This is a genomic window from Aquamicrobium ahrensii (assembly GCF_040545755.1).
Lineage (GTDB): Bacteria > Pseudomonadota > Alphaproteobacteria > Rhizobiales > Rhizobiaceae > Mesorhizobium > Mesorhizobium ahrensii.
In genome coordinates, this window is sequence record NZ_JBEPMN010000004.1 from 1 (window position 1) to 16,357 (window position 16,357).

The 16,357-nt window shown below is 61.1% G+C and carries 13 protein-coding genes; 3 read left to right on the top strand and 10 right to left on the bottom strand.

Annotation, left to right across the window (positions count from 1 at the left end; genetic code table 11):
* From ABID44_RS07035 to ABID44_RS07060, 6 genes are all read right to left on the bottom strand, one after another.
* Window positions 1-424: acetyl-coenzyme A synthetase N-terminal domain-containing protein (locus ABID44_RS07035; RefSeq protein ID WP_354150996.1), on the bottom strand; the 424-nt coding region annotated here is incomplete at its 3' end.
* Window positions 425-437: 13 nt separating this feature from the next.
* The gene (locus tag ABID44_RS07040; protein ID WP_378226281.1) at window positions 438-1,202 is read right to left on the bottom strand and encodes an ABC transporter ATP-binding protein; all 765 of its coding nucleotides are present in this window, start codon (window positions 1,200-1,202) and stop codon (window positions 438-440) included.
* The gene (locus ABID44_RS07045; RefSeq protein WP_354150997.1) at window positions 1,199-1,972 is read right to left on the bottom strand and encodes an ABC transporter ATP-binding protein; all 774 of its coding nucleotides are present in this window, start codon (window positions 1,970-1,972) and stop codon (window positions 1,199-1,201) included. Before ABID44_RS07045 ends, ABID44_RS07040 begins: the two co-directional genes overlap by 4 nt.
* Before the next feature lie 10 nt (window positions 1,973-1,982).
* Window positions 1,983-3,125 (bottom strand): branched-chain amino acid ABC transporter permease, encoded by a 1,143-nt coding sequence (locus ABID44_RS07050; protein WP_354150998.1) that lies wholly within the window; start codon window positions 3,123-3,125, stop codon window positions 1,983-1,985.
* Between the two features lie 6 nt (window positions 3,126-3,131).
* Window positions 3,132-4,160, bottom strand: coding sequence for a branched-chain amino acid ABC transporter permease (locus ABID44_RS07055; RefSeq protein ID WP_354150999.1), 1,029 nt, complete (start codon window positions 4,158-4,160; stop codon window positions 3,132-3,134).
* A gap of 113 nt (window positions 4,161-4,273) precedes the next feature.
* Window positions 4,274-5,617 carry a substrate-binding protein gene (locus ABID44_RS07060; RefSeq protein WP_354151000.1) on the bottom strand — a complete coding sequence of 448 codons (1,344 nt, stop codon included), beginning with the start codon at window positions 5,615-5,617 and terminating at the stop codon, window positions 4,274-4,276.
* 145 nt (window positions 5,618-5,762) lie between these two features.
* Here ABID44_RS07060 and ABID44_RS07065 point away from each other — a divergent pair, with 145 nt between their 5' ends.
* Complete coding sequence (locus ABID44_RS07065) at window positions 5,763-7,271, top strand: helix-turn-helix domain-containing protein (protein WP_354151001.1); 1,509 nt, start codon at window positions 5,763-5,765, stop codon at window positions 7,269-7,271.
* 213 nt (window positions 7,272-7,484) lie between these two features.
* On the opposite strand, the gene ABID44_RS07070 is transcribed toward ABID44_RS07065, so the two are convergent.
* The 4 genes from ABID44_RS07070 to ssb all read right to left on the bottom strand — a co-directional run bounded on the left by ABID44_RS07070 (window position 7,485) and on the right by ssb (window position 12,042).
* Entirely contained in the window at window positions 7,485-10,232 is a 2,748-nt protein-coding gene (locus ABID44_RS07070; RefSeq protein WP_354151002.1) for an ATP-binding protein, read from the bottom strand.
* Window positions 10,229-10,522, bottom strand: a complete 294-nt coding sequence (locus ABID44_RS07075; protein ID WP_354151003.1) for a hypothetical protein — start codon at window positions 10,520-10,522, stop codon at window positions 10,229-10,231. The genes ABID44_RS07070 and ABID44_RS07075 overlap by 4 nt, the downstream gene beginning before the upstream one ends.
* Complete coding sequence (locus ABID44_RS07080) at window positions 10,515-10,901, bottom strand: response regulator transcription factor (RefSeq protein ID WP_354151004.1); 387 nt, start codon at window positions 10,899-10,901, stop codon at window positions 10,515-10,517. The genes ABID44_RS07075 and ABID44_RS07080 overlap by 8 nt, the downstream gene beginning before the upstream one ends.
* Window positions 10,902-11,511: 610 nt before the next feature.
* The gene (ssb, locus tag ABID44_RS07085) at window positions 11,512-12,042 is read right to left on the bottom strand and encodes a single-stranded DNA-binding protein (RefSeq protein WP_354151005.1); all 531 of its coding nucleotides are present in this window, start codon (window positions 12,040-12,042) and stop codon (window positions 11,512-11,514) included.
* 217 nt (window positions 12,043-12,259) lie between these two features.
* On the opposite strand from ssb, the gene ABID44_RS07090 reads away from it, so the two are divergent.
* Both ABID44_RS07090 and uvrA read left to right on the top strand, forming a co-directional pair.
* Window positions 12,260-12,550 (top strand): hypothetical protein, encoded by a 291-nt coding sequence (locus ABID44_RS07090; RefSeq protein ID WP_354151006.1) that lies wholly within the window; start codon window positions 12,260-12,262, stop codon window positions 12,548-12,550.
* A gap of 678 nt (window positions 12,551-13,228) precedes the next feature.
* The gene (gene uvrA / locus ABID44_RS07095) at window positions 13,229-16,153 is read left to right on the top strand and encodes an excinuclease ABC subunit UvrA (protein ID WP_354151007.1); all 2,925 of its coding nucleotides are present in this window, start codon (window positions 13,229-13,231) and stop codon (window positions 16,151-16,153) included.
* The last annotated feature ends 204 nt before the right edge of the window (window positions 16,154-16,357 follow it).

Genomic DNA, 16,357 nt, shown 5'->3' on the forward strand with positions numbered 1-16,357 from the left:
GGATCATCGGCATGTAGATGGTGACCCGGTCGCCCTTTTGCACGCCGTGCTTCTTCATCACATTGGCCAGCCGGCACACCTGCTCGTGCAGCTCCCTGTAGGTGATCTTCCGGTCCTCGGCAGGGTCGTCGCCTTCCCACAGGATCGCCACCTGGTCGCCGCGCGCCGCAAGGTGACGGTCGATGCAGTTCGCCGAGACGTTGAGCGCCCCGTCCTCGTACCAGCGGATCGAAACATCGCCCTCGAACGACGTGTTCTTCACCTTCGTGTACGGCGTCAGCCAGTCAAGACGCCGCCCATGCTCCCCCCAGAACCCATCAGGATCCCGCAAGCTCGCATCGTACCAATCCCGATACCGCGCAGCGTCAACCGACGCACCCAATCGCCACGAAGGCTGAACACGGTAGATGTGATCATCGGACATTACGCGCCCCCCGTCAGATCGCCAGATATTCGTTGCGAAGTTCCTCGCTTTCGAGAAGCTCCTTCGCCGCTCCGGCAAAAACCAGTTCGCCCGTATCGAGAATCACGGCCCGGTCGGCCAGCCGCAGCGCCGCCACGGCATTCTGTTCCACGATGATGGTGGTGATGCCGCGTTCCTTGATGCCGTGGACGATGCGCTCGATCTCCTGCACGATGACCGGCGCCAAGCCTTCGTAGGGCTCGTCCAGAAGCAGCAGCTTCACCTCGCGGGCCAGCGCCCGCGCCACCGCCAGCATCTGCTGCTCGCCGCCGGACATGGTAATGGCCTCCTGCCTGCGTCGTTCGGCCAGCCGCGGAAAATGCTCGTAAAGCTCCTCGACAGGCATGCCGTGACCCGGCGCGACTTGCGCAAGGATCAGGTTTTCCTCCACCGTCATGCCAGGGATGATGCGACGATCCTCCGGCACGAGCTGGATGCCGGCGCGCGAAGCCTGCCACGACTTCATGGCATGGAGCGGCTGCCCCTCCAGCCAGATTTCGCCCGAGCGCAGAGCCGGATCGTCCATGCGGGCGATGGCGCGCAGGGTAGATGTCTTGCCGGCGCCGTTGCGTCCGAGGAGCGCGAGAATCTCGCCCTTCTTCACATCAAGCGTCACGCCCTGGACGATATAGCTCTCGCCATAATAGGCATGGATATCGCGCACGGCGAAGAAGGCCTTCGACGGATCGGCTTCCGTTGCAGCGGAAATCGCTTCGCGTTTCATCGTAACGACGCTCATTGTACGCTCCCGCCGAGATAGGCTTCCTGCACCCGTGGATCTTCCTTGATTTCCTGCGGAAGGCCCGATGCGATGATGCGCCCCTGCGCCAGAACCGAAATGCGATCCGCCAGCGAGAAGACGACATGCATGTCGTGCTCGATGATGACCTTGGTCATGCCGCTGGACTTGATCTTGCGCAGCAGTTCGATCGTCGTGTTGGTGTCGTGGCGGCTCATGCCGGCCGTCGGCTCGTCGAGCAGCAGAAGACGCGGGCGCTGGATCAGGCACATGGCAAGTTCCAGCCGCCGCTTGTCGCCGCGCGACAGGGACCCGGCATGATCCCCGCGCCTTCCGTGCAGGCCGATGTCGTTGAGCATGTCCTCGGCCTCCTCCCGGATCTCCGCCTCGGATTCGACGCTGCGCAGCATGTTGACGCGAAACGCCCCGTCACGCCGGGCGAAGGCCGGAGCCATAACATTTTGCAGCACCGGCAGGTCCGGAAAGATCTCCGGCGTCTGGAAAACACGCGAGATACCGAGCTGATTGATCTCGTAGGGCGCCTTTCCGGTCAACACGGTGCCGTCGAACACCACCGCGCCGCTGGTGGGCGGTATGCGGCCGATGATGACATTGAGCAGCGTCGACTTTCCGGCCCCGTTGGGGCCGATGATGGCGTGGGTCTTGCCTTCCTCGATCTGCAGATCGATATCGGACAGGGCGCGCAGGCCGCCGAAATTCTTGTGAACATCGGCCGCATGCAGGATGATGTTGGGCGGTGTTTCGCTCATGTCTGTCCTCCTATTCCGCCGGCTGGACCGAGGCGACGCCCTCAGGCGTCTCCTTTCGCCGTTTGAAGCGCGCCATTAGGCGGTGGAACCCCTCGACCAGACCACCGGGCAGGAACACCACGATCAGCACGAACATGAGCCCGAGCGTCAGGTGCCAGCCCTCGCCCACGAATTTCGACAGCACCGTCACGACGACGTTCTGCAAACCGTCCGGCAGGAAGGAGAAGAAGTTGTTCAGCATGTTGGTGTTGATCGCCGAGAAGATGTTCTCGAAATATTTGATCAGCCAGGCGCCGATCACCGGACCAACCAGGGTTCCGACGCCGCCCAGAATGGTCATCAGCACGACATTGCCGGATTCCGTCCACTTCATGCGTTCCGCGCCCGCCAGCGGGTCGGTGATCGACAGGAGCGCGCCCGCCAGACCGGCGATCATGCCGGAGATGACGAAAGCCGCCAGCATATAGGGCCGGGTATTGAAGCCGGTGTAGTTCATCCGCGTCTGGTTGGACTTGATGCCGCGCAGCGCCATGCCGAAAGGCGAGGCGAAGATTTTCTGCGACATGAAAAATGTCAGGATCAGGACCAGGGCGCTGAGGTAGAAGCCGGTGTAGCCTGTCACCGACATGCCCAGGAATGTCGGTTGCGGCAGACCGGCGATATTCGCCTGCGCGCCGAACATCGCATCAAGATAGCGCGGATCGTCGCGCGCCAGCAGCAAGCCGGTCTCGCCATTCGTGATGGGCGTCAGCACCGAATAGGCGAGGCTGTAGCTCATCTGGGCGAAGGCCAGCGTCAGGATCGAGAAATAGATACCCGTGCGCCGCAGGCTGAAATAGCCAATCACCAGCGCAAACAGACCGCTGACGATGACCGCGAAGATCATCGCCGGCACGATATCCATAGACAGAAGCTTGAACGACCACACCGTCGTGTAGGAGCCGACGCCGATAAAGGCGGCGTGGCCGAAGGACAGATAGCCGGTCAGACCGAACAGAATATTGAAGCCGATGGCGAAGATCGCGTAGATCGCGAACTTCTGCATAAGGCCGGGGTAGGCGGCGCCCAGCGGCGCCAGCCAGAGCGGCATGGTGAGCACCACGGCAGCGAAGACTGCGAGCGTGGCGAGGTCCTTGCGAGAAAGCGAGAACATGGCGGATCAGCTCTCCATGATTCCGCGCCGTCCCATCAGGCCGCGCGGACGCACGAGCAGGATGATGACTGCGACGAGGTAGATGATGACCTGATCGATGCCGGGAATGAGGGATTTCACCTCGGTCATCGATGCGAAGGACTGCAATATGCCGAGCAGGAAGCCGGCCGCCACGGCGCCGGGCAACGAGCCCATGCCGCCGACGACCACGACCACGAAGCTCAGAACGAGAAAATCCATGCCAAGGTGATAGTTGGGCGCGAGCAGCGGCGTGTACATGACGCCTGCCACGCCCGCCACCACCGCCGCCAGGCCAAACACGATGGTGAAGCGCCTGTCGATGTCGATGCCCATCAACCCGACCGTCTCGCGGTCGGCCATGCCGGCGCGAACCACCATGCCGAAGGTGGTGAATTGCAGGAAGGCGAAGACGCCGCCGATGACCAGGCCGGAAAACAGCAGATAAATCAGCCGCCACCATGGATAGGTGAGCACGTGCGGAGCCATGCCGAACCACATGCCGATATCGGCCGCGCCGCGCAGATCGGTGGGAATCGGCTGCGGCACCGGATTGGCGCCGAAGAAGCTCTTGACGATTTCCTGCAACACGATCGCCAGACCGAAGGTGACGAGAATCTGCTCGGCATGGCTGCGCTTGTAGAAATGCTTGATGAGGCCCCGCTCGATGGCGATACCGATGATCAGCATGACCGGAATGGCGAGCAGGATCGAAATCGGAACCGAATAATCGACCAGAACCGCGCCAAAATCCCCGAACCAGTTCTGAACCAGCGGTGTGCGCACCTCGACAGGCGCTCCCCATGGCGACAGCTTCTCGGGGTCCACGGTTACTGTTTCAAGGGTGATGAGATACCGGAATGTGACGGCGCAGAAACAGCCGAGCATGAAAAGCGCGCCATGGGCAAAATTCACCACGCCGAGTGTGCCGAAAACCAGCGTAAGGCCGAGGGCGATCAGCGCATAAGCGCCACCCTTGTCCAGCCCGTTTAGCAACTGGGCCAAGAACACGTTCATCTGGATAATCCTTCGATGCGAGACGCAGCACGTTGCGAACGTCAAGGAGCGGACAGAAAGATGACCTCCACCCCGCCCGGTTCAGGCAGGCGGGGTGGCGGCATCTGTTTTCGTCAGCACTCGTTGGGTTCGTAAGGCCCAAGTTCTCCGCCGAAGATCGAAGCGTCGTAGGTGACATCCTCGCGCGTCGTCTTGCCGATCACATTGAGCACATCGAAGCGGCTCGACGGATTCTCGTTACCGCGCACGACCAGAACCTCCTTGAAGCACTGGTGGTCGCTGTCGCGATAAACGGTATGGCCGTTACCCATGCCGTCAAACTCGAAGCCCTCCAGCGCCTTGATGACTTCCGGCGGATAGAAGGTTCCTGCCCGCTCCACAGCATCGGCATAAAGGATCGTCTGGACGTAGCCGGTATGAGCCGACTGCGACGGAGGCTCGCCATAGGCTTCGCCATAGGATTTGGTGAAAGCCTTGGTGCCCTCGTCATCCAGAGACCATTGCCAGTTGGAAGTGCCGATGATGCCCTTCACCGCTTCGCCCGCGCCGACGGCCATGAGTTCGGAGAACATCGGCACGACGATCTCGAAGTTCTTGCCGTTGGCCTGACGCTCACGCAAACCGAACTGCACCGCCTGCGGCAGCGAGTTGACCATGTCGTGACCGTAGTGATTGAGGATGAGCACGTCAGCGCCCGAGTTGAGCACCGGCGTCAGGTATTGCGAGTAATCGCCGAGGCCGAGCGGGGTGCGCACCGTGGCGACTGTTTCCCAGCCGAGCGCCTCGGTGGCGTTCTTGATCGATTCTTCCTGCGTCCAGCCCCAGGTGTAGTCGGCCGTCAGGTGATAGGCGCGGCGGTCGGTGCCGTATTCCTTGGCCAGGAACGGCGCGATCGCCACGCCCGACTGGTAGGCGTTGAAGAAATGCCGGAAACCGTAGCGGCGCTTGTCCTTGCCGGTGGTGTCGTTGGAATGGGTCAGACCGGACATGTAGATGACGCCCATCTCCTGACACAGGCTCTGCTGAGCGATGGCTTCACCGGAAGTGACCGACCCGGTGACCATGATGGCCTTGTCGCGCTCGATCATGCGGCGCGCGCCGTCACGGGCGGCGTCGGTGTTGGTCTGCGTGTCGCCGGTCACATACTCGACCTTACGCCCGAGCACGCCGTTACCCTTCAGCGCCACAGGATTAAGGGTCTTCAACAGACCGCCATCGCCCTCGCCGTTGATATGCTTGACAGCAAGCTCATAACCCTTGAGCTGCTCCAATCCTTCTTCCGCATAGGAGCCCGTCTGGGGCACGTTGAAGCCGAGAACGATCTTGCCGCTGGTCGGATCGTTGCAGAAATTCTGGGCCCATGCCCCCTTCGTGAAAATGTAGGGCGTGCTGAGCGCGGCGATACCGGCGCCAGCGCCCTTGAGCAGGCTGCGCCTGTTGGGTTTAAAAATAGCCATTTCATCTCCTCCACGCGTCCGAGTCTTCGGTTCGCGCCAAGAGACTGTCACAGAATGTTATATTCTCAATAAGTATTTGACATTAAATGAATTTTTTGTCACAAAATGAAGATTGGTAAATTCACTTTAGTAAAGAATTTACAAAATGGGGAAATCCAGAACGCCCATCGGGGTGCGCATAAGGCGCAAGCGCCTTGCAGCCGGGCTGTCACAGGTGGCGCTGGCGCGCTCCCTGGGAATTTCGGCCAGCTATCTCAATCTCATCGAGAACAACAAGCGCAGCATAGGCGGCAAGCTTCTCTTGCGCATCGGCGAACGGCTGGGCATCGATCTGGAACATCTGTCGGGCGAAAGCGAGGCGCGAACCATCGCCGCCATCGGCGACCTGATGGCCGATCCGCTGATGAGCGGTATCGACATCGAACAACAGGCGATCCGTGATCTCGTCGCGCGCTTCCCCGAAGCGGGAACCGCACTGGCGCGACTGCATCGCGCCTATGCCGACGCCTCGATGGAGATCGAGGTGCTCCAGCACCGGCTCAAATCCGATCCGCTGCTTTCCCAGCTCCTGCACGAGATCCTCAACCGCATCGCCGGCATCAAGTCCGGCGCGGAGATCCTGGCCGACATTCCCGACCTCACCGACGACGAGCGCGGTCGCTTCATCGCCAATATAAACACTGAAGCGCGCGAACTGGTCCCCGCGACGCAGGGCCTTGTCGCCTATTTCGACCAGACTGCCGCGCGCCAGCGGCCGGTCTCACCGCTTGGCGAGGTCGATGAGGCATTGATCGCCAACAACAACCATTTTCCGGACCTTGAAGATATCGCCGATACGCTGCGACATGAGGTGAGCAAAGCAAGCGAACTGGATGAGGCGAGGCTTGTCGAGGCCCTTCACAAACGGTTCGACATTACCGGCGATGCGGCGTCGGCAGGCGAGCCGCGCCCGACGTTTTCGGACGCCCTGCCCCGCCATGCGCGCATCTTTCAAATGCTGCGCACATACGCCGCGCATGCGGCGGCTGACGGGCTTTCAGCAACCGCCGACAGGCTTGACCTGTCGACCGAAGAAGCGCGCGAACTCGCGTTGCGGGCGCTTTCCTCCTATGTCGCCGGGGCCATGATGATGCCCTATGACGACTTTCTCGGCAGGGCCGAAGCCCATCGTTACGATGTTGAGTTGCTCGGCACCCTTGCCGGGGTCAGCTTCGAGCAGGCTGCGCACCGGCTGGTGACGCTACGCCGAAAAGGGCGTGAGGGTGTGCCATTCGGTTTTCTGCGCGCCGACCGGTCTGGGCGACTGACCAAACGCTTCCCCCTGCCCGGCCTCACAATTCCCGGTTTCGGCCATGGCTGCCCGTTGTGGCCCATCTACGACGCCTTCTCGACCAGCGGCGTTGTCCGGCAGGTGTCGGTGTTTCCCGGCGGCGGCCGGTTTCTTCTGCTGGCGAAAACCGTGTCCAAGCAGACACCGCGATTTGGGCAGAAGCCGCTGATGTTCTCGATCATGCTCGCCTGCGACATCGTGCATGCCGACCGCACGGTCTACGGCGACGGGCTGGACCTCGGCGGTGCGCCGGTCGAGGTCGGGCCATCCTGCCTGCCCTGCCCCCGTCTTCGTTGCGGCCACCGGCAGGAGATCCCAGTCTAGGAGCATGTCGCCCGAAAGTAGGAACCGGTTTCGGGGCAACGTCATGCGTAAAAACGAGAACTTAAAGCGTAAAGAGCGAATCTGAAGGATCGCGACACGCTTTAACAGCGGTCCTGGGCTTCATTGAGAACCGCTCTATCCCATTGTTTTAGATGTATTTCCGGGCGCAAAAGCGCGACGACCTTGCATCCGGCACCTATCGGGTGACCTGCGTCAGGCGTCTTCCGCCACGCTTTCACGCTCCGCCCCCTGCCAGACCGGCAGGACTATGCGGAAGCAGGCTCCGGGCAATGCGCCCTCGGTGAGTTCCAGTCGACCGTTCAGCTTGCCGACGATCTTGTGGCTGATATTGAGCCCAAGGCCAAGTCCTTGAGAATCCGGCGTGCCGTCCGGTTCGGCCCGAACGAACTTGTCGAATATCTTGTTCTGGAAGAGTGGCGGCACGCCTGAGCCGTTGTCCGAAATATCCACGACATACCCCTCCGGCGTCAGCCCGGACGAGATATGGACCACGGGTTCCCTGGCGTCGTTATGCGAGATCGCATTGGCGATGATGTTGATGAACACCTGGCTTAACCTGCCGGTGTCGGCCAGCACGATGCAGGTTCCGGAACGCGGGCCGCTTTCGATGGCGACCAGCCGCTTTCTGGCCAGCGCCTCACATACGGCGATGGCCTGATCGAGCACATCCTCGGCGTCGACCGGGACATTTTCCCAGTCGCGCTCACCCTGTTCGAGCGCGCTCAAATCGAGAATCTCGTCGAGCAGCTTGGTCAGACGCACGCTTTCATTGTGAATCGTGTTGATGAAGCGCCTTCTCTGCTCCAGCGTCAGCCCGTCAGGCTCCATGAGGATTTCCGCGAAGGAGCGGATCGAGGTCATGGGTGTGCGCACCTCGTGACTGACCTGCGACAGGAACTCGTCTTTCTGCTGGTGCAGTTCCTTCAGCAGCGCGTTGGCCTCCTTCAATTGCTGGGCTGTGAAGTGCAGCTCCTGCGATTTCAGCTCCAGCGCATGCGAGTATTCAATCGCCTGCTGGGTCTCGTCGGCAATCTGCATCATCTCTTCCAGCGAGATGGCATCGCCGGCAATGGCCTTGGTGAGCAGGATATGGGCCGAAGCCGAGCCGATGGAGCCCGCCAGTTCGCGTTCCAGCCGGGCAATGAAATCAGCCGACACGCCCTGCTGCTGCGCCGTCTGCCGATGCGGCACGCCGGCCGTATCGAACAAAGAGCGCGCGCGGCTCCAGCCCAGCACCCTCTCCGCCACGAAGAACAGTTCGCTGGTGGTGGCCGAACCGCGCAGGATGCGCGGCTGCAAGGAAGCCCCGCGGCGGAACACATCCACAAACAGCGCCGCCTGTATGCGCTCAAGCGCATTCTGGCTGGTCGCCGACGAGACGCCCAGCAGCACTGAAACATTGACAAGCATGCTCCAGAACACGGAATGCACCAGCGGGTCCATGCCCTCCATGCCGAACAGCGCCTCGGGCCGCAACGCCCGAACCCCCCACGGGCCGTTCGCCACCACATCGGCGACGACCGGGCTGAACGTATCGAAGGACGGCAGGAAAAGCGTCCAGGCCCAGACGAAGAAGCCGGCGGAAATCGCCGCAAGCGCCCCCTTCATCGTGGCGGTGCGCCAGAAGATCGCCGCCAGCATCGCCGGCAGGAACTGGGCCACGCCGCCAAAGGAGATCAGGCCGATCGGCGCCAGCGCATCCGAACCTTGGGTCAACCAGAAATAAAGGAAGCCGAGCAAAAGCATCAGCGCGATGGAAATTCGGCGGCTGCGCAACAACAGTCTCGCGATATCGCGCTGCTCGCCCGCCTCGTCGCCACGTGGCGCGCTGCGCAGGGCCAGCGGCACGACGATATGGTTCGAAACCATGATCGACAGGGCGATCGAGGCAACGATGATCATCGAGGTGGCGCTGGAAAAGCCTCCAATAAAGGCGAAAAGCGCCAGCGCATCATGCCCTGTCATCATAGGCAGAGTCAGCACGAACATATCCGGGTTGGAACCCGGCGGCATGTTCGTTTGTCCATAGAGCGCGATTGGCAGGATGAACAGGCTCATGGCCATCATGTAACAGGGGAAAGCCCAGCTCGCCGTACGCAGATGATCCTCGTTGGAGTTCTCGACCACGGTGATCTGGAACTGGCGCGGCAGACAGATCACGGCGCAGGCCGAAAGAAACAGCACCGCGATCCATCGGCTGCCGAAGGGCTCAGCCTCATGGACGCGGACACCCGCCTCCACCGCGCGCGCATAGATGTCTGCAAAGCCGTCGCTGACGCCAAAGACCACGAAAACGCCGACAGCTATCAACGCCAGCAGCTTCACCACCGCCTCGAAGGCGATTGCCGCCACGACCCCGGGGTGCTGTTCGCGCGCATCGACATTGCGCGTTCCGAACAGGATGGTGAATACGGCCATGCCGATCGCCACACCCAGGGCGAGCGTGACCTCATCCAGCGTCGCCAGGTGATCCGCACCTGTCCCCTTGGCCACGGATACTGTCTGGATGGATGTCGTGATCGCCTTGAGTTGCAGCGCGATGTAGGGGGTTATGCTCACCACCGCGATCAGCGTGACCAGCACAGCCAGACGGCTCGACTTGCCGAAGCGGGACGACAGGAAGTCTGCAATGGAGGTGATGTGCTGGCTGTGGGCAATGCGGATCAGCTTGCGCAGGAGGAACCACCAGCCGACGAACACCAGCGTCGGGCCCATATAGATCGCCATAAACTCAAGGCCGCTGCGGGCAGCGGTGCCGACGGCGCCATAAAAGGTCCAGCTCGTGCAATAGACCGAGATCGACAGCGTATAGATGGCGGGGGAACTGAGGAAACCGGCGTTGCCGCTTTTGGCGCGCGCATCCGAAAAATAGGCGAGCACGAACAGCAGGCCGACATAGCCCACCGCGGTCAGGATGACGAAATCCGGCGACAATATCATGAATCACCGGCAGGATCTGTCGGCAATGGAGTCCGGGTTTGCGTCGTCGGCTCGGGCGTGACGACATGGAATTGCCGCCGGCGCGACAACAACACCGCGCCGACAATCACCAGAACCCACACGCCGAACAGGTACAGGATCTCGACAGGCACGCCGAGAGGGCTGAGCAGACCTCCAAACAGATTGAGAAGCGGCGGCATCAACAAAACGCCACCGAAAAAAGGCGCGAGCAGCGCTATATCCTCACGCTCCGCCCGCTCCTCCTTCCCGGCTCCGGGCGCGCTAGGCATGGGCGGAACAGGCCTGGCCTTCAAGAATGCGGCGAACCGCATTCACCACATCACCGTTTGCGTAAGGCTTGGTGATGAAATCATCAGCCTTCATATCCAACGCGGCCTGCCGGTCATATTGCTGACCGCGCGCGGTGAGGATGACGACGGAGGTCGATGCAAACGCGGGGTTGGAACGCAGCACCTTCAGCACGTCGAGGCCGCCGCGCTTCGGCAGCATGATGTCCAGCAAAACCAGGCGCGGGCGGAACCGCATGACGGCCTGAAGCGCCGCCTCGCCGTCGCGCGCCACGCCGACGGACCAGCCGCAGCGGGTGAGGATGAACTCGAGCGATTCCAGTATCGCCTGTTCATCTTCAACTATGAGGATATCCGTCATCACAGCAGCCCCTCCCAAGGCTGTGAATGGCGCTGCACCACCTCGTGGCTTTTCCGGCGGCCCACAGGAACGTCCGGTGTTGTTCTTGCAATCCCCTCATCCCAATCCAAACCGACCATTAAATCAAGTCGTCTTTGGTCTAACCATGCCCAACCCGCTCATCCAGCGAGATTTTCTGCGCTTTCCGAAGCTTTTCCAAACGTCTGAAAAAGGAAAGGCTCGCCAATGACGGCAATACGAGGGGCGAAAAACTTTCCTATCCGAGCAAGATTCCCGGAAACCGCATTGAAAACCGACCTTCAAAATCAATTTGAATTTTGAAGTATGCATCCCGAAAACGACAGGCATGACCGTGAAAGCCCGCCGATGTCAAAAGCCGGCGTTCATCCGGTCACAGGCAACGGTGGCCGAGCGAAAGCTTCTCCAGCGAGGCGAGGAAAGCGCCTGGAAACAGATTCACAAAAATACGCGAAGCGACTGAAAACACACAACAATAGATAGATATGGAACATGCGCCGCCCACTCTGCCGTAAGGCGACGCATGTTAAACCATAATTCATTAAGGGCGGCGCACTCACCCGCCATGTCCGTACTTCCGGCCGATGATCGATCAGAATGGGATTTCGTCGTCGAGGTCGCGGCCGCCACCCATTCCCCCGCCCCCGCGCGAACCACCGACATCGCCGGGGCCAGACTGGCCGAAGTCGGAGCCGCGGCCGCCACCACCGCCGCCGGAATAGCCGCCGCGATCATAACCAACCTGCCCGCCGCCTTCGCCCTGACCCTGCCCACGCGCATCGAGCATCTGCAACTCACCGCGGAATTTCTGCAGCACGATCTCGGTGGTGTAGCGGTCCTGGCCGTTCTGGTCCTGCCACTTGCGTGTCTGGAGCTGGCCTTCGATATAGACCTTCATCCCCTTCTTCAGGTACTGCTCGGCGACCTTGGCGAGATTGTCGTTGAAGATCACGACGCTATGCCACTCGGTCTTTTCCTTGCGTTCGCCCGACATCTTGTCGCGCCATGTTTCAGACGTGGCGATGCGCAGGTTCACAACCGGATCGCCGGAGTTCAGCCGCCTGATTTCAGGGTCCGCGCCCAGATTGCCGACCAGAATGACCTTGTTGACGCTGCCCGCCATTACGCTGTCTCCACGCTCGTCCTAAATTGGAAGTCTGCCATATCTTACAGTCTGTCGCGCCGTTTGGCCCGCACGCTGCACCTGTTTCCCCAAAAGGTTTTTGTTCCCTTTATGTTCTTGCTTCCCAGCCCAAAGTCAAGCGAAACATAGCGGTGTCAACCCTGCTTGCATTTCATGAGAGCTGGCGTCAGGCGGGCGACACACCTATAGATACAACATGAAGCTTTCACGCATAGCCACCTGCGGAGTTCTGCTTGTCGCGCTTTCGAGCGGGTCTGCGGTTGCCGGAGGCAAATCCGGAACCGCCGGCCAGACAACTCCATCACCAGGCGATTTGCCAGGTGTGAATGGCGCTTACAGCATCGTGACTCCTCTTCCGCCAGAGCCTGACGACGATAAGCCGACCGGCCAATTCGGCCATTTCAGAGTCGGGAATTTCGATGTGAAGGTTTCAGGCAAGCTCACCTACGACATCGGCGTCGGCACGCTGCGACCTTCGAAACGTTAGGGCCGCGCGTCCTTACCGGTTTCCCAAAGAGTGAGCCCCGCCGCTGCCATTTCGAGCGGTCGGGGCTTTTGATGGGTTCTACCCATGATGCCGGGAGCATTTTACCGGCTTTGGATTTCGGATGCCACGCGGCATTCAGCCGACGATCCGACAAAAGTTTCTGATTTTAGGGGAAACGACCGGTCCGGTTTTCCTGCGCGGAAATTCCGGCTGGCTATCGGCCGATCGCGGCTCCGTTCAGGCGCGGAGCCCTTCGGGACTGTCCGGTGGGGTCATACCTCTCTCCTTCTGTCCGTTTCGCCGTCGGTCCGAAAGCACTTCATCCGCAGGCGCATCATCCATCACGCGGCGTCTCGCAGATGCCATGCGCCTCGCAGAGATCAGCCTCTTGAGGCGATCGGCTTCCGTACCTTCAAAATCTGGCGTGTTCATCCCGTCACGTCAACAGGCCACGGCCGACTTGAGCAAAATGTGATCTTTGTAACAGGCCCGGACCGGATTTGTCAGGAGCATGTTCGGTTTTTGTTCTTTTTGCTTGCCTGCCTTGCAGAAAGACGCTTAAACCCACGATGGAAAGTCGCGGCTTCTCTCGAAACCGCGCCGGGACGACCTATATTGGCGGATGGCCGGGAAACCCCGCCATCCCGAAACATTTCATACCAAGGCGGCGGAACGGCCATGGCCGACCATAAGTTTATCTCCATTCGCGGCGCGCGCGAACACAATCTCAAGAATGTGGACCTCGACCTGCCCCGGGATTCCCTTGTGGTGATGACCGGTCTCTCCGGTTCGGGCAAGTCATCTCTGGCCTTCGACACCATCTATGCCGAAGGCCAGCGCCGCTATGTGGAAAGCCTGTCGGCTTATGCGCGGCAATTCCTGGAGATGATGCAGAAGCCGGACGTCGACCAGATCGACGGGCTGTCGCCCGCCATTTCGATTGAACAGAAAACCACTTCGAAGAACCCGCGCTCGACGGTTGGCACCGTCACCGAGATTTACGACTACATGCGCCTGTTGTTCGCGCGCGTGGGCGTGCCCTATTCCCCGGCGACCGGCCTGCCCATCGAAAGCCAGACCGTCTCGCAGATGGTCGATCGCGTTCTGGCGCTTGAGGAAGGCACACGGCTTTACCTACTTGCCCCGATCGTGCGCGGCCGCAAGGGCGAGTACCGCAAGGAACTTCTGGAGCTCCAGAAAAAGGGTTTCCAGCGCGTCAAGGTCGATGGCGCCTTCTATGAGATCGCGGACGCGCCGGCTCTGGACAAGAAATACAAGCACGACATCGACGTGGTGGTGGACCGCATCGTGGTGCGGCCCGACCTTGCCACCCGCCTCGCGGACTCCATCGAGACGGCCCTTCGGCTGGCCGATGGGCTCGCGGTCGCCGAGTTCGCCGACAAGCCGCTGCCGCCGGAGGAAACCGCCGGGGGCGGGTCCGCCAACAAGTCGCTCAACGACACGCATGAGCGTATCCTGTTCTCCGAAAAATTCGCATGCCCGGTTTCCGGCTTCACCATTCCGGAAATCGAGCCGCGGCTGTTCTCCTTCAACAATCCGTTCGGCGCCTGTCCGACCTGCGACGGCCTGGGCAATCAGCGGGCCATCGATCCCAACCTCGTGATCCCGGATGAAAACCTGTCGCTGCGCGACGGCGCGGTCGCTCCGTGGGCGAAATCCACTTCGCCCTATTACGCGCAGACGCTGGACGCGCTCGGCAAGACCTATGGTTTCAAGCTCGGCGACAAGTTCAGGGATCTGCCCGAGGAAGCCCGGGACGCCATATTGCACGGCACCGGCAAGCGCGAGGTGACGTTCAACTACGACGACGGCCTGCGTTCCTACCAGACGACCAAGACCTTCGAAGGCGTGGTCCCGAATCTCGAACGGCGCTGGAAGGAGACGGAATCGGCCTGGATGCGCGAGGAGATCGAGCGCTTCATGTCGGCCACGCCCTGCCCGGCCTGTGGCGGATATCGCCTGAAGCCGGAGGCTTTGGCGGTGAAGATCGCCGGCAAGCATATTGGCGAAGTCACCCAGCTCTCTATCCGAAAGGCCGACCGCTGGTTCACTGATCTTCCGGACCGGCTCAATGAAAAGCAGAACGAGATCGCGCTGCGCATCCTCAAGGAAATCCGTGAGCGGCTGCGTTTTTTGAACGATGTCGGCCTCGATTACCTGACGCTGTCGCGCAATTCCGGCACGCTGTCGGGCGGCGAAAGCCAGCGCATCCGTCTTGCCTCCCAGATCGGCTCGGGGCTTACCGGCGTGCTTTATGTGCTTGACGAGCCTTCGATCGGCCTGCACCAGCGCGACAACGCCCGCCTGCTCGACACGCTCAAGCATCTGCGCGACCTCGGCAATACGGTCATTGTCGTCGAGCATGACGAGGACGCCATCCTCCATGCCGACTATGTGGTCGATATCGGCCCTGCCGCGGGCGTACATGGAGGCCGGATCATCGCGCAGGGCACGCCGCGCGAGATCATGGCTAATCCGAACTCCATCACCGGCAGGTACCTGTCGGGCGAACTGGAAATCGCAACGCCCTCCCAGCGCCGCGCCGGCAAGAAGGGCAAGCGCATCAAGGTGGTGGGCGCGCGCGGCAACAACCTCAAGAACGTGACGGCGGAAATCCCGCTCGGCACCTTCACCGCCATCACCGGCGTTTCAGGCGGCGGCAAGTCCACCTTCCTGATCGAAACCCTATTCAAGGCCGCCTCGCGGCGCATCATGGGATCGCGCGAGCATCCGGCCGAGCATGACCGCGTCGAAGGGCTGGAATTCCTCGATAAGGTCATCGACATCGACCAATCGCCGATCGGCCGCACGCCGCGTTCCAATCCGGCCACCTATACGGGAGCCTTCACGCCGATCCGCGACTGGTTCGCCGGCCTGCCGGAAGCCAAGGCGCGCGGTTATCAGCCGGGCCGCTTCTCCTTCAACGTCAAGGGCGGGCGCTGCGAGGCCTGTCAGGGCGACGGCGTCATCAAGATCGAGATGCATTTCCTGCCGGACGTCTATGTCACCTGCGACGTCTGCCACGGCAAGCGCTACAATCGCGAAACGCTGGACGTGACCTTCAAGAGCAAGTCCATCGCCGATGTGCTCGACATGACTGTGGAGGAAGGCGTCGAATTCTTCGCCGCAGTGCCTGCGGTGCGCGACAAGTTGCAGACGTTGAAGGATGTCGGCCTCGGCTACATTCACATCGGCCAGCAGGCTACCACCCTGTCGGGCGGCGAGGCCCAGCGCATCAAGCTCGCCAAGGAACTGTCACGCAAGGCGACCGGCAAGACGCTCTATATTCTCGACGAGCCGACCACCGGCCTGCACTTCCACGACGTGGCCAAGCTGCTTGAGGTTCTTCAGGAACTGGTCGAGCAGGGCAATACGGTGGTGGTGATCGAGCACAATCTGGAAGTCATCAAGACGGCCGATTGGGTGCTCGACCTTGGGCCCGAAGGTGGTGACGGTGGCGGTGAGCTGGTTGCAATCGGCACCCCGGAGGACATCGTGGCCGAGCCGCGCAGCTATACGGGCCACTTCCTGAAGGAACTGCTGGAGCGCCGGCCAGGCGGCAAGCAGGTAGCGGCGGAATAGAGGTGAAGCGGCAGGCGAAGCGATTTTCGCGTCCGGATTTGCGTCAAAACAGAGATTTAGGGCGTTGCGCGTTCGCGGAAGAACAAAAAAGCTCTGAAGAATCTGTACGTGAGACCCTGCGACTGTGGCCGCAGCGATAAGACAGACGGGGCGGTTGCGCTCAATCGCCCACGCGCCCACCGATGAATGCGGAGCCGAAGGTGG